Below are 14459 nucleotides of genomic sequence, written 5' to 3' on the forward strand. Positions count from 1 at the left end.
TGAGCGGTTGTTTTTCCGTACGCCTGGGAACCTTGCGTTGTACCGAATGCACGAGCGGGAGGAGACGGACTACCACAACACGTTCAGGCTGGCAGAGCGAAAGGCGGAAGCGAAGGGCATGACGAAGGGCATGGCGAAGGGCCGGGTAAAGGGCCTTGCCGAAGGGCTTGCCGAGGGGCTTGCCGAGGGCGAGGCCTTGGGGGAGGCCAGAGGGCTGGCAAAGGGCCTGAACGAGGGGCGGGCGGATGGTATCGCCGCTACGGCGCGGCGGATGCTGAGCATGAGCTTCACGTCCGAGCAGATATCCCAGGCGACCGGTCTTTCCCCTGACGAGGTCGAGGCGCTGCGGTCTGGGACCGGAAACTGAATGTACCCTTCAAAAGCGACCCCTCCGGTCCTTCGGACCACCTCCCCTTGCAGGGGAGGCAAGTAAACGGCGCACTTTAGGCTCCCGGTTTATTAGGCTCCCCTGGAAGGGGAGCTGGCGAGCCCTGCAAGGGCGAGACTGACGGCCCGTGAGCGGTAGCGAACGGCAAGCCGGAAGGCTCCACGAAGGGGAGGCGCTCCTCCCCTGTTCAAACGCCCTTGAACTTTGCTTTATGTGGATTTAGGACGACGACACTCCATTTGCTTTTTAAAACGGTCAGTGTTATACTTTAAAAAGTAAAAATGGAGGGAGTGTTTTTCTATGTCAAAAACTCTTACATCCATAAAAGATCAAATCATTTCCTACAAGGGGCGGCGGGTGCGCTGCCGCATGTCCAAGGGCCGCAACAGGGTGGAGGAGACGGAAGGGATTTTGACGGACGTCTATCCGAAGCTTTTCACGCTGTACAACAACTCGACGGCGAGCACCATCTCCTTCAGCTACGCTGAGGTCCTGACCCATGAGGTGGAGCTTGAGGTCGTCGGCTGAACATCCTGCCAGATGAGGCCCCCGGTTTTCCGAACCGGGGGCCTTTGCGCTTTTTGGGCCGTCGTGGGTGACGATCTCCCTTGAAATTTCAAAGGCGTCGGGTGATATGAACAAAACAGTCCTTCGAGGGCTGCATATTGAGTTCGCCTGTGCTAATATAATCGCTGTCATCGTACTGTAGTCTTTTGCTTTTATATCGAGGGAAGGGAGATTGCGATGAACACGATCGGTCTGGCGTACTTCAGCAATACCGGCAACACGAAGGCCCTCGCGGAGGCCTTCAAGAGCGCGGTCGAGGCGAAGGGCGGTTCGCTCTATTTCTCGGAGGCCGCTGGCGTGGACAAGGCGGCCTTCGCCGCGGCGGACGTCTGGGCGTTCGGCTCTCCGGCCTCGGGCACGGAGGAGATCAACGACACGGAGGTCCTTCCGCTCATCGAAGCGTTGAAGGACCACTTGAAGGGCAAGAAGGTCTTTCTGTTCGGGTCCTACGGCTGGGGCGGAGGCGCGTTCATGGATGCGTGGAAGCAGGACATGGAGGGCAGGGGGGCCGTCATTGCGGCCGAACCCGTAACCTGCCTTGAGGCCCCGGACGGCGCGGCGGAGAGCGCGATGCGGCAGGCAGCGGAGGCCCTGTTGGGCTGAGGCGCGGCGGGAGCAGGCTTTTCAAAATTTCACGACGGGAGAGGGTCCTTGTGAAGGAAGAGAAGGTTTTGTTTGCGGAGGCCCACTGCGACGGGCCCTGCGGCGTGTACGATCCTGCGGCGGCGCGGATCGCGGCGGAGGCGGTGCTCTCCATGACGAAGAAGCTGATCGCGCTGGAGTGCCCCGACCCCAAGGACAAGGCGGCCTTCACCGCGTACCTGAACTCCTTCAGCCGCTATGACACCATCAAGGAGGAGCAGGCCCAGATCGCCAAGGCCGAGCTGCTCATCCTCTGGACGGATTACTTCAAGGCGCCGCACCTGGAGAAATTTCCTCAGCTGCACGACCTGTTCTGGAAGGCGGCGAAGCTCTGCTCCGCCTGCAAGGTCGAGGTGTGCCTGAGCCACGCCGAGGAGCTGATGGACTGCATCAAGGAAGTTCACCGAATCTTCTGGGCCACGAAGGGGCGGGAGGTTGCCTGGTATACAGCCAGCTGAGGCGCCGGCAGAGCTGACGGTCGTCGTCCGGGGGCACAGCATGTACCCCACCCTGAGGGACGGGGAAGCGGTCGTGGTGGACCGGAACGCCTACCGGCAGGAAATCCCGGACGTGGGGGACGTCGTCCTGGCCTCGCATCCTTTCATGAGGGGTGTGTGGATGATCAAGCGCGTCGTCGGCTTTGCCGGTGAAGACCGCTGCGTCCTCCAGGGCGATAATGCCATGGAGAGCAGCGACAGCCGGAGCTTCGGCCCGATCCCCCTTCGGAGCATCCGGGGGAGGGCGACGCGCAAGGCGGACGGCTCGCCTCTGTCCCCGCCTCCGACGCGAGGCGATGCGCTTTGAAGGTTTCGCAAGATGAAACTCGAAGGTCAGGCCGGCGGCGTCAGCCGTCGGCCTGACCGCCCTATGGAGGTCGATGCGTCATGAGTGCAAGAGAACTGAAACAACCGGCCACAGCGTTTGCCTCGCCTCGTTTCTGCAACGTCGGCAATTTTATGCGGATGGAGCGGGTTGCGGACCCCGACGGACTGGACTTCGCCGTCTACGGCATCCCCTTCGACACCGCCTGTTCCTATCGTTCCGGAGCCCGCTTCGGGCCGCAGGGCATCCGGAACATCTCCGTCATGATGAAGACGAACCATCCGGTGCATGAGGTCAATATCTTCGACTACCTGAAGGGGGCGGATATGGGAGACGTCAACGTAGTGCCTGGCTACATCCATCCGACCTATGCCGCCATCGAGGCGTTCGCGTCCGGGATACTGGATGCGGGAGCCCTGCCGATCGCCCTGGGAGGGGACCATTCCATCACCCTGGCGGAGCTGAGGGCGGTGGCCGGAAAACACGGTCCGGTGAGCCTCATCCACTTCGATTCCCACGCCGACATCAACGACGAGGTCTTCGGCGAGAAGTACAATCACGGAACGCCCTTCCGGCGCGCCATCGAGGAGGGCCTGATCGATCCCCACACGTCCATTCAGGTCGGCATGAGGGGGTCCCTGTACGACGCGGGGGAGTTCAAGCTGGCCGCGGACCTGGGGCTGAAGCTGATCCCGACCCACAGGGTGCGCGAGATGGGGATTCCGGCGGTCCTGGACGAGATCAGGAGGAGGGTGGGGGAAAATAAGGCCTTCCTCACGTTCGACATCGACTTCATCGACCCTGCCTATGCGCCGGCCACGGGGACGCCGGAGGTGGGAGGGTACTCCACTTTTGAAGCCATCAGCTTTATTCGCGGCCTGACGGACGTCAACTTCGCGGGGTTCGACGTCGTCGAGGTGGCGCCGCCCTACGACGTTGCCGAGATCACCTCCCTCGCGGCCTGCAACATCGTCTTCGAGTTCCTGTCCGTGCTGGCGCTTCAGAAAAAGGAGGGCAGGAGGACATGACGAGGCGCGAGTGTGGGAAGCGATGAGCGCCTGGCGAACAATTTGAAAATGGAACGACGGGGGCACGAGCCACCGTCGGCTTAACCCGTGCGGCAGCAGGATTACCCCCGACAAGATCGTCTCGGCCCGTGGATTTGGAGGGCCGGGCCGTATGTTCAGACCGCGGGAGGTGTGTTAAAATCCAAGTTCAGCGGACGTTCTCCTGGGGGGCCGTGCGCAGCGGGGCGTTTTTTGAAGCTCCGAGTGATTTCAATTTCTAAGGGGCGATGTTTGGGATGCTGAAGAACCTGAGGACGCACATGAAGTGGATCATGATCACGATCGTGGTGGCCTTCCTGCTCTCCACGTTTTTGATGTACGAGGGGCGCAGCGGACGCCGCGGGCCAAGCCGCAGCGCGGATGGGACCATGACGGACTACGAGGTGGCGGCGGTCGACGGCCGGCCGCTGATGCGCTCCGAGCTCGAGAACCGCCTGCGTGCCTACCTGGAGAACTCCGGCCTGCGCAACGCGGCCTCGCTGGACCTGCCGGCGGTCTATCAGGCGGTCCTGGATCAGTACGTCCTGGAGCGGCAGCTGGAGAGCGAGGTGAAGAAGGCGGATATCGCCATCTCCGACGCCGACGCGGAGCAGGCCATGAAGGCGTACGCCGACTCGGCGTTCCCGACCCGCGAGGCCTTCTACGCGGCGCTGGAGCGACAGGGGATCAGCAGCGCGGAGTACAAGAAAAGCCTGGCCCGCCAGCTGGCCGTGCAGCAGCTGCTGCACATGGCCGTGGGGGACGTCACGGTGAGCGAGGACGAGGCCGTCAAGTTCTACGACTCCATCAAGGACCAGCTCTTCCGCACGCCGGCGGGGGTCAACCTCCAGGTGGCCCGCTTCGGGGCCAGCGCCGACGCCGAGGCGCTGAGGGCCAAACTGCAGGCGGGAACGGACTGGGTCCAGGCGACCTCCGGGGACGCGCTGGCCTCGATGGACGTCCTCAGCGTTACGCGGGAGCCCCTCTTCCTTCCGGAATCGGCCTTCGAGAGCGGCGTCCTGGCGGAGTTGGCCTCCCTGGACGTGGGCGCCGTCAGCCCCGTGTTCTCCCCGGCCAGCGGGGACTTTTCCGTCGCCGTCAAGACGGAGCGCGTCTCGGAGTCCGTCCGTCCCTACGAGGACGTCAGCAGCGACGTCCGGGCCTTCCTGCGCAGCCAGGAGGAGCGCCGTAAGCTGAACGACTACGAGGCGGCGCTCATGGCGAAGGCCGAAGTCGTGATCTACGACGCGTCGCTCTTCCCGGCCTCGGCGGACACAACGGCCAGCGCCGAACCCCAAGCAGTGTCAACCGACGCATCGGCCAGCGCCGACGTCGAGCCGGCCTCTGACGACGCGGCGAAGTAGGCGCCCGGCACAAAACGCGAGAGCTCCCGTCCTCCGGGCGGGAGCTCTTTTTGATGTGAATCAGCGCTTTCCTGGGTTCCCGTCCGCGATCAACTTCCTGACAATTCGCTCTATTTTCCCCGTTTTTTGTTATAATAGGGGCGGTCCTTGGGGCCGTTCCCGGTTCTCTCATCTCATTTCGATCCAATGTAAAATTGGATTAAGGAGGCGTTTTTGGTGAAGTTGAAGTCTGTGTTGTTGGCTTTGCTGGTTTGTGGACTGTTCGCCCTTCCCGCCCTGGCTGCGGAAGCCGATTTCCACATCGGGATCATGACGGGGACCGTGTCCCAGAGCGAGGACGACCTGCGCGGCGCCGAGCTGATGATCCAGAAGTACGGCGACACCGCACAGGGTGGCATGATCACCCACATCACCTACCCCGACAGCTTCATGACGGAACAGGAGACGACGATCGGCCAGATCGTGGGCCTGGCGGACGACCCCAAGATGAAGGTGATCGTGGTCAACCAGGGCATTCCCGGCACGACGGAGGGCTTCCGCCGCGTCCGCGAGAAGCGTCCGGACATCATCCTCCTGATCGGTGAGGGGCACGAGGACCCCAGCGTCACCACCGTGGCCGCGGACCTGGTGGCCCAGGGCGACATCATCAGCCGCGGCTACCTGATCCCCCACACGGCGAAGGAGCTGGGGGTGGACACCTTCGTTCACATCTCCTTCCCGCGCCACATGAGCTACGAGACGCTGGGCCGGCGCCGCGCCATCATGGAGGAGGCCTGCAAGGACCTGGGCATCAAGTTCGTGTTCGAGACGGCTCCGGACCCCACCAGCGACGTGGGCGTGGCCGGCGCGCAGCAGTTCATCCTCGAGAAGATGCCGGCATGGATCGAGAAGTACGGCAAGAACACGGCGTTCTTCTGCACGAACGACGCCCACACGGAGCCCCTGTTGAAGCGCATCGCGGAGCTGGGCGGCTACTTCATCGAGGCCGACATTCCCTCCCCGCTGATGGGGTATCCCGGCGCCTTCGGGATCGACTTCGCCAAGGAGAAGGGCGACTGGCCGGCGATCCTGAAGAAGCTCGAGGATGCGGTGGTCGCCGCCGGAGGCGGCGGGCGCATGGGGACCTGGGCCTTCTCTATGGGCTACACCCACACCGCGGCACTGGCCGAGTTCGGCAAGCGCGTCGTGGAGGGGCAGGCCAAGCTGGACAGCCTGAAGGACCTGATCGCGTGCTACAACGATATCACGCCGGGCGCGACCTGGAACGCGGGCTACTACGTGGACGCTGGGACGGGGGTCCGCAACAAGAAGATGGTCCTCGTGTACCAGGACACCTATATGCTGGGCAAGGGCTTCATGGGGGCGACCTCGGTGGAAGTCCCTGAGAAGTACTACAGCGTCAACAAGTAGCGTGCCGCTCCGCCGACCTCGCACGTTCTCCTGCGAGGTCGGTTTTTTTATGGGAGGACGCCGGGCCCTGACCGGGCGGGGCAATCCTCCCCCACGACCAACCTGACGACTCGCTGCACTCCCCTGTTTTTTTGTTGCGTTATGAGGGGGTCTGGGAGCCGTTTTCGATTCTCCCGTCTCGATTCGATGCAAAATTGACCCAGACAAGGAGGCGTTTTTGGTGAAGTTGAAGTCTGTGTTGTTGGCTTTGCTGGTTTGCGGACTGTTCGCTCTTCCCGCCCCGGCTGCGGAAGCCGATTTCCACATCGGGATCATGACGGGGACCGTGTCCCAGAGCGAGGACGACCTGCGCGGCGCCGAGCTGATGATCCAGAAGTACGGCGACACCGCACAGGGCGGCATGATCACCCACATCACCTACCCCGACAGCTTCATGACGGAACAGGAGACGACGATCGGCCAGATCGTGGGCCTGGCGGACGACCCCAGGATGAAGGTGATCGTGGTCAACCAGGGCGTTCCCGGCACGACGGAGGGCTTCCGCCGCGTCCGCGAGAAGCGTCCGGACATCGTCCTCCTGATCGGCGAGGGGCACGAGGACCCCAACGTGAACACCGCGGCTGCGGACCTGGTGGCCCATGGCGATTTCATCGGCCGCGGCTACCTGATCCCCCACACGGCGAAGGAGCTGGGCGTGGACACTATCGTCCACATCTCCTTCCCGCGCCACATGAGCTACGAGACGCTGGGCCGGCGCCGCGCCATCATGGAGGAGGCCTGCAGAGACCTGGGCATCAAGTTCGTGTTCGAGACGGCTCCGGACCCCACCAGCGACGTGGGTGTGGCGGGTGCGCAGCAGTTCATCCTCGAGAAGGTGCCGGCCTGGATCGAGAAGTACGGCAAGAACGCGGCGTTCTTCTGCACGAACGCCGCCCACACGGAGCCCCTGCTGAAGCGCATCGCGGAGCTGGGCGGCTACTTCATCGAGGCGGATATGCCCTCCCCGTTGAAGGGGTATCCCGGCGCCTTGGGGATCGACTTCGCCAAGGAGAAGGGCGACTGGCCGGCGATTTTGAAGAAGCTCGAGGATGCGGTGGTCGCCGCCGGAGGCGGCGGGCGCATGGGGACCTGGGCCTTCTCTCTGGGCTACACCCACACCGCGGCGCTGGCCGAGTTCGGCAAGCGCGTCGTGGAGGGTCAGGCCAAGCTGGACAGCCTGAAGGACCTGATCGCGTGCTACAACGATATCACGCCGGGCGCGACCTGGAACGCAAGCTACTTTGTCGATGCCGGGACGGGGGTCCGCAACAGGAAGATGGTCCTTCTGTACCAGGACACCTATATGCTGGGCAGGGGCTTCATGGGAACGACCTCGGTGGAGGTCCCCGAGAAGTACTACAACGTCAACAAGTAGTGTGCCGCTCCGCCGACCCCGCACGTTCTCCCGCGGGATCGGCGTTTCATGGGAGAACGACGGGCCCTGACGAGGCTGAGGAGGGGGGATGCCCCTTCTCTCTTCGGCCCCGTCGGGGCTTAATTCTGCGTTTAGAGGTGATTCGTTTGTCCGATACACTCCTCCTGGAATTGCAGAACATCGGGAAAGAATACTACGGGAACCGGGTGCTCTCCAACGTGAGCTTCTCGCTCAGGGCCGGGGAGATCCTGGGGCTCGTGGGAGAGAACGGCGCGGGGAAGTCCACGCTGATGAACATCCTGTTCGGTATGCCGGTCATTGCGCAGACGGGCGGATACGAGGGGACGGTGCTCATGGACGGCAGGCCCGTTCGCTTCGCCTCGCCTCACGAGGCGCTCGAGGCGGGGATCGGCATGGTCCATCAGGAGTTCTCCCTGATCCCAGGCTTCACGGCCACGGAGAACATCCTGCTCAACCGCGAGGTGCTGAACCCCTCCCTGCTGGAGTACGTCTTCAGCAGCCGCATGGCGACGCTGGATCGAGGCAGGATGCGGGGCCGTGCGGAGACGGCCATCCGCACGCTGGGCGTCGACATCAGCCCGGACATGAGCGTTGCGGAGATGCCCGTCGGCTACAAGCAGTTCATCGAGATCGCCAGGGAGATCGACCGCAGCAAGACCCGCCTCCTGTTCCTGGACGAGCCCACGGCCGTGTTGACGGAGTCCGAGGCGGAGATCCTGCTGACGGCGCTCAGGGCGCTGGCGGAGAAGGGGATCGCCATCGTGTTCATCTCCCACCGGCTGCACGAGGTGAAGGACCTGTGCGACCGCATCGTCGTGCTTCGGGACGGGGCGGTGATCCGGGACGCGGACGCCAGGACGGCGACGATTCGGGAGATCGCCTCCTGGATGGTGGGCCGCCACGTGGAGACGGCGGGGGAGGGGGCCTCCGGCCGCCGCCCCGTCCCCCAGACGGAGCCCGTCCTGAAGGTGGAGCACCTGTGGGTGGACATGCCGGGCGAGACGGTGCGCGACGTCTCCTTCGAGGTGCGGAAGGGGGAGATCTTCGGCATCGGCGGCCTGGCAGGGCACGGAAAGCTGGGCATCCCGAACGGCATTATGGGGCTTTATCCGGCGGGCGGGCGCGTGGAGTTTCTTGGGAAGCGCGTCCCCCTGAATCGGCCGCGCCGCGCTCTGGACCGCCGCATGGCCTTCGTGTCGGAGGACCGCCGGGGCGTGGGGCTCCTGCTGGACGAGCGCATCGACTGGAACATCACCTTTACGGCGATGCAGGTCCAGGGTCGCTTCCTCAAGGGGATCCCCCACCTTCTTCAGCTGCGGGACGACCGGGCCATGACGGAGGAGGCGGAGAGGTTCATCCAGGCCCTCGACATCAAGTGTACGGGGCCGAACCAGCGCGCCGGGGAGCTGTCGGGAGGAAACCAGCAGAAGATCTGTCTGGCCAAGGCGTTTGCCCTGCGGCCGGACCTCCTCCTGGTCTGCGAGCCCACGCGCGGCATCGACGTCGGCGCAAAGGAGCTGGTGCTGAACACCCTGAGAAACTACAACGAGGAGCACGGCATCACCATCATCGTCGCGTCGTCGGAGCTCGAGGAGCTGCGCTCCATCTGCGACCGGATCGCCGTCGTGGGCGAGGGCCGCATTGCGGGCGTCCTGCCGGCCTCGAGGCCGGCGGAGGACTTCGGCCTCCTGATGATGGGGCAGAGCGTTGAGGAGGCGGCGGTATGATCAGAAGGTTTATCGAGAACGTGGGCTGGCCGCGCTTCATCATCGGACTCTTCCTGTTGAGCCTCTTCATCGCGGCGCCCTTCGTCGGGGTGCGCGTGGACACGTCGCTCTCGGACGTCCTGGTGCGGTTCGGCATGAACGGGGTGATGGTCCTGGCCATGATCCCGATGGTGCAGTCGGGCTGCGGCCTCAACTTTGGGCTGCCGCTGGGGATCATCGCGGGGCTTTTGGGGGCCACGCTCTCCATCGAGTTCAACCAGGGCGTCCTGGCGTTCGCGGCGGACCTGGCCGCGGGCCGGCCGTGGCTCGCGTTCCTGGCCTCGGAGGCCGCCCGCGCGCCCTTGAGCTTCGCCTCGGCCATCGTCATCGCGGTGCCGATCGCGGCGGTGCTGGGCTTCTTCTACGGCAAGCTGCTGAACCGCGTCAAGGGCGACGAGATGATGATCGCTACCTACGTGGGCTTCTCCTCCGTGGCCTTCATGTGCATCGCCTGGCTCCTCATGCCCTACAGGAGCCCCACCATGATCTGGGGCTACGGGGGCAGCGGGCTGCGCACCACCATCAGCGTGAACGGCTACTGGCTCCACGTGCTGAACGACCTCTTGTCCTTTCAGCAGGGGCACCTCTTCGTGCCGACGGGGACCTTCCTGTTCTTCGCCGTCCTCGCCCTGCTGATGTGGGTCTTCATGAGGAGCAAGACGGGCACCGCCATGACGGCCGTCGGCTCGAACCCGGACTTCGCCAGGGCCTCCGGCGTGAACGTGGACCGCATGAGGACGATCTCGGTGGTGCTCTCCACGATCCTGGGGGCCGTGGGCATCCTGGTCTACGAGCAGAGCTTCGGCTTCATCCAGCTCTACATGGGGCCCTTCTACATGGCCCTTCCCGCCGTTGCGTCCGTCCTGCTGGGCGGCGCGTCGGTGAATAAGGCCGGCATCGTGAACGTCATCGTGGGAACGTTCCTGTTCCAGGGCATCCTGACCATGACGCCGTCCGTCATCAACAGCGTGCTTCAGACGGACATGTCCGAGGTCATCCGCATCATCGTCAGCAACGGGATGATCCTCTACGCCCTGACGAGAAAGGTGAGGGTGAAACGATGAGCAAAGCAGGCAAAAACTGGAACCCCCTGACGTTCCTGGCGGACAACGCGGTCCCCATCGTCTTCATTGCGATCTCCGCCGTGGCCATTCCTCTGTCCGGCTTCTCGTTCAGCCACCTGGTCCAGGAGCTCCTGATCCGGATTGGCCGAAACTCGTTTTTGATCCTGTCCCTCCTGATCCCCATCATGGCGGGCATGGGGCTGAACTTCGGCATGGTGCTGGGGGCCATGGCCGGGCAGATCGGGCTGATCCTGATCTCCGACTGGGCCATCGTGGGCATTCCCGGCATGGCGCTGGCCATGCTGGTGGGGACCCCCATCGCCATCCTGCTGGGGATCCTCTGCGGCAACGTGCTGAACCGGGCCAAGGGGCAGGAGATGGTGACGTCCTACATCCTGGGCTTCTTCATCAACGGGCTCTACCAGCTGGTGGTGCTGTACTTCATGGGCTGGCTCATCCCCATCTCGAACCCCGTCATCCTCCTCTCCCGCCGCTACGGCGTGCGGAACACGGTGAACCTGCAGGGCATCCGCGGCGTGCTGGACAACCTGGTCCCCGTCTCCTTCCCCTTCTTCGGGGGGACGGTGCGCGTGCCCCTGGCCACCCTTCTCGTGATCGCCGTCTTCTGCCTCTTCATCGTGTGGTTCCGCCGCACGAAGCTGGGACAGGACATGCGCGCCATCGGGCAGAGCCAGTCCGTCGCCGACAGCGCGGGCATCGCGGTGAACCGGACGCGCATCATCGCGATCGTGATCTCCACCGTCCTGGCCTGCTACGGACAGGTCATTTACCTGCAGAACATGGGGACCCTCAACACCTACAACAGCCATGAGCAGGTGGGCATGTTCTCCATCGCGGCCCTGCTCATCGGGGGGGCCAGCGTCTCCCGCGCCAGCATCGCCAACGTCTTCGCGGGCGTGGTCCTGTTCCACCTGATGTTCATCGTGGCGCCCATGGCGGGCAAGAACCTGATGGGGCAGGCCCAGATCGGAGAGTACTTCCGCGTCTTCGTCTCCTATGGGATCATCGCCATCGCCCTGGTGCTCCATGCGTGGAAGCGCAACCGGGACCGGGAGGCGTCCCGCCGGAGCCTGCGCGGCCCCGCGGAAGGGAGGGAGGAGGCATGATGCGCTTCCTTCAGAGGGCGCTGGCCCTGATCCTCCTCGTCGCCCTTGGGGTGTGGCTGTTCTACGTCGGGCGCGAGCACCAGGTCCTCCTGGACAACAAGACGATCGAGCTGGAGGGCAGGACCTTCAAGGCCCTTCAAGAGGTCCGCGTCAGCGTGAACGGCGCCGAGCCCGTGGAACTCTACCCCCGCGACCGCGACATGGTGAAGGTCGTGGGCCCCGCGTTCTCCCTGAGGGTGGAGATCGAGGACCCCGGAAGCGACGTGGAACTCGTGGAGCGCGAGGTGCGGGTGGGCTTCGGCAAGGACCTGATGCTGAGCTTCCCCCTGATGGCCGCGAGCCGGGACTTCGTCCTGCCGCCGCCGACCTCGCAGCAGGCCCCAGCCCCGGAGGCGGTCGCCTCGGAGGACGCTTTGGCGTCCGGCGTGGGGGAGGAGGTCCCCGCTGCGCCGACAAACCCCTGACCTGGACGGGACGGCCCCTGCGGGCCGCCCCGTTTTTTGCGTTGCGCGCGGGGCCGGGGCAAAAAACGATTTTCGTCTGGAAACGGGGCCCTTTCTGTGGTATTCTGATTGCGGTTTTCTGGAAGAGAGTATGCGATCATGCAGCCGACGCGGACGTCGAACCAGGGACGTCCATGATCAAGACCCCTGCTCTGAGCAGGGCTTCTTTTAAGGAGGACGTTGTCGGAGATGGGATTTCGCAGCATGGAGGAGCTCTGCGAGGAGCTCAGGGAGAAGCGCGCAGCCGCCTTCAACGGGGGCGGGGAGAAGGCCATTGCCAAGCAGAAGGAGAAGGGGAAGGGGACGGCCCGCGAGCGGATCGATCAGCTGCTGGACCCCGGCTCCTTCGTGGAGATCGATGAATTCGTGACCCATCGCTGCACGAACTTCGGCCTGGAGAAGACCAGGCCCCTTGGCGACGGCGTCGTGACCGGGTGGGGCACCATCGACGGCCGAAAGGTCGTCGTCTTCAGCCAGGACTTCACCGTTCTGGGCGGCTCCCTGGGCGAGATGCACGCGGACAAGATCTGCAAGGTCATGGACCTGGCGATGGAGATGGGCTGCCCGGTGATCGGCCTGAACGATTCGGGGGGCGCCCGCATCCAGGAGGCCATCGACGCCCTGAACGGGTACGGAAAGATCTTCTTCCGCAACACCCACGCGAGCGGCGTCATCCCGCAGTTCTCCGTCATCATGGGCCCCACGGCGGGCGGCGCGGTCTACAGCCCCGCCCTTACGGACTTCATCTTTATGGTGAACAAGACGGGCGTCATGCACATCACGGGCCCCGCGGTCATCAAGGCCGTGACGGGCGAGGAGGTCACCAGCGAGGCCCTGGGCGGTGCCGCCACCCACAACAACATCAGCGGCAACGCGCACTTCATGGCGGCCGACGAGCGGGAGTGCTTCGCCCAGATCCGTAAGGTGCTCTCCTACCTGCCTCTCAACAACCTGGACGATGCGCCCGATAAGCCCACGAACGACGCCGTGGACCGCGCGGACCCCTCGCTCCGGGAGACCGTCCCGACGAACCCCAACGTCGGCTACGACGTCCACGAGGTCCTGCGCAAGGTGCTGGACGACGGCGAGTTCACCGAGGTCCAGGCCGGCTGGGCCCAGAACATCCTGACGGGCTACGGCCACATCGGCGGACGCTCCGTCGGCATCATCGCCAACCAGGCCAGGGTGATGGCCGGCTGCCTCGACATCAACGCCTCCGACAAGGCCAGCCGCTTCATCCGCCACTGCGACGCCTTCAACCTGCCAATTTTGACCTTCGTTGACGTTCCCGGCTACCTGCCTGGGGTGACCCAGGAGCACAACGGGATCATTCGCCACGGCGCGAAGCTGCTCTACGCCTACAGCGAGGCCACCGTCCCCCTGATCACCGTCATCCTGCGCAAGGCCTACGGCGGCGCCTACCTGGCCATGGCCAGCAAGTCGCTGGGCGCCGACGTCGTCCTCGCGTGGCCCCAGGCGGAGATCGCGGTGATGGGCGCCGAGGGCGCCGCGAACATCGTCTTCCGCAAGGAGATCGCCGAGGCCGGCAACCCGGAGGAGACCCGCGCCGAGAAGATCGACGAGTACCGCAAGGCCTTCGCCAACCCCTACGTGGCGGCGGAGCGCGGCCTCGTGGACCGCGTGATCCTGCCGGAGGAGACGCGGCTCTCCATCTGGCAGGCCCTGAACGCGCTCGAGAGCAAGCGCGTCTCGCGGCCCGACAAGAAGCACGGCGTCATCCCTCACTGAGCCGTCGGGAGGTGCAACCCATGAACGCCATGCATTTTGATGGGCTGTCCGGCGCGGCCTACGTCAGCCTCGTGGCCTTTTCCATCGTGTTCATCGTCCTGCTTGGATTGACGCTGGTGATCTTCGCCATGCGCTTCTTTGCCGCCGGCGAGAGGCCGAAGCCGGACGACGGCGCCACGGCGCCCCAGAGGCCCCAGAGCGCTTCCGCCGCCCCCGCAGCCCGGGCCGAGGGCGCTCAGGCCAGGGTGGTGGCGGCCATCACGGCAGCCATCCTGGCCGCCACGGGAGGGATGGGGCGGGTCGTCTCCATCGCGCCTGAGACGGTTGACGCTGTCCAAAAGGGCGCCCGGTGGACCAGGGCCTGGAGGGCGTCGGGCGTCCTGAACCTGATCTCGCGCTCCGTGGACCGGGGCTGGAAGCACTGACCCCGCGCCCGAAAGGGCGCCGTTGGCCCAAAGTCGAGACAAGAGCGAACCTGTGCCCTCGCGAGGGCGCGTCTGCACATTTTGAAGGGAGTTGTATCGGCAGTGAACAAGTATAGAGTTGTCGTGGATGGTACCGCATATAACGTGGAGG

Annotated in this window: 14 protein-coding genes and 1 pseudogene; all 15 read left to right on the forward strand. The window is 64.5% G+C overall.

What is annotated here, in order from left to right; translation table 11 throughout:
* Window positions 1-367, forward strand: a pseudogene (locus SY1_RS05575) (hypothetical protein); the annotation flags it as partial.
* Between the two features lie 321 nt (window positions 368-688).
* The gene (locus SY1_RS05580; protein WP_208873004.1) at window positions 689-916 is read left to right on the forward strand and encodes a Veg family protein; all 228 of its coding nucleotides are present in this window, start codon (window positions 689-691) and stop codon (window positions 914-916) included.
* Window positions 917-1132: 216 nt separating this feature from the next.
* The gene (locus SY1_RS05585) at window positions 1133-1558 is read left to right on the forward strand and encodes a flavodoxin domain-containing protein (protein WP_015556440.1); all 426 of its coding nucleotides are present in this window, start codon (window positions 1133-1135) and stop codon (window positions 1556-1558) included.
* A gap of 50 nt (window positions 1559-1608) precedes the next feature.
* Complete coding sequence (gene sodN, locus SY1_RS05590) at window positions 1609-2055, forward strand: superoxide dismutase, Ni (protein WP_208873009.1); 447 nt, start codon at window positions 1609-1611, stop codon at window positions 2053-2055.
* Complete coding sequence (locus tag SY1_RS05595; RefSeq protein WP_208873011.1) at window positions 2033-2401, forward strand: S26 family signal peptidase; 369 nt, start codon at window positions 2033-2035, stop codon at window positions 2399-2401. Before sodN ends, SY1_RS05595 begins: the two co-directional genes overlap by 23 nt.
* Before the next feature lie 80 nt (window positions 2402-2481).
* Window positions 2482-3447, forward strand: coding sequence for an agmatinase (gene speB / locus SY1_RS05600; RefSeq protein WP_015556442.1), 966 nt, complete (start codon window positions 2482-2484; stop codon window positions 3445-3447).
* A gap of 275 nt (window positions 3448-3722) precedes the next feature.
* A complete protein-coding gene (locus SY1_RS05605; RefSeq protein ID WP_015556443.1) occupies window positions 3723-4829 on the forward strand; it encodes a peptidylprolyl isomerase in 1107 nt (368 codons plus the stop codon).
* Window positions 4830-5042: 213 nt separating this feature from the next.
* Window positions 5043-6239, forward strand: a complete 1197-nt coding sequence (locus tag SY1_RS05610) for a DUF3798 domain-containing protein (protein ID WP_409151927.1) — start codon at window positions 5043-5045, stop codon at window positions 6237-6239.
* Between the two features lie 217 nt (window positions 6240-6456).
* Window positions 6457-7653, forward strand: a complete 1197-nt coding sequence (locus tag SY1_RS05615; RefSeq protein WP_409151928.1) for a DUF3798 domain-containing protein — start codon at window positions 6457-6459, stop codon at window positions 7651-7653.
* Window positions 7654-7799: 146 nt separating this feature from the next.
* On the forward strand, window positions 7800-9401 hold the full coding sequence (locus tag SY1_RS05620) for a sugar ABC transporter ATP-binding protein (protein ID WP_208873013.1): 1602 nt from the start codon (window positions 7800-7802) through the stop codon (window positions 9399-9401).
* Window positions 9398-10504: an ABC transporter permease subunit gene (locus SY1_RS05625; protein WP_015556444.1), complete on the forward strand. Its 1107-nt coding sequence runs from the start codon at window positions 9398-9400 to the stop codon at window positions 10502-10504. The genes SY1_RS05620 and SY1_RS05625 overlap by 4 nt, the downstream gene beginning before the upstream one ends.
* The gene (locus SY1_RS05630; RefSeq protein WP_015556445.1) at window positions 10501-11631 is read left to right on the forward strand and encodes an ABC transporter permease; all 1131 of its coding nucleotides are present in this window, start codon (window positions 10501-10503) and stop codon (window positions 11629-11631) included. The genes SY1_RS05625 and SY1_RS05630 overlap by 4 nt, the downstream gene beginning before the upstream one ends.
* Complete coding sequence (locus tag SY1_RS05635) at window positions 11628-12095, forward strand: DUF6672 family protein (protein ID WP_015556446.1); 468 nt, start codon at window positions 11628-11630, stop codon at window positions 12093-12095. Before SY1_RS05630 ends, SY1_RS05635 begins: the two co-directional genes overlap by 4 nt.
* Before the next feature lie 228 nt (window positions 12096-12323).
* Window positions 12324-13883, forward strand: a complete 1560-nt coding sequence (locus tag SY1_RS05640) for an acyl-CoA carboxylase subunit beta (protein WP_015556447.1) — start codon at window positions 12324-12326, stop codon at window positions 13881-13883.
* Window positions 13884-13903: 20 nt separating this feature from the next.
* Window positions 13904-14308 (forward strand): OadG family protein, encoded by a 405-nt coding sequence (locus tag SY1_RS05645; RefSeq protein ID WP_015556448.1) that lies wholly within the window; start codon window positions 13904-13906, stop codon window positions 14306-14308.
* Window positions 14309-14459 lie beyond the last annotated feature (151 nt).

The sequence above is a fragment of the Fretibacterium fastidiosum genome (assembly GCF_000210715.1).
GTDB classification, from domain to species: Bacteria; Synergistota; Synergistia; order Synergistales; family Aminobacteriaceae; genus Fretibacterium; species Fretibacterium fastidiosum.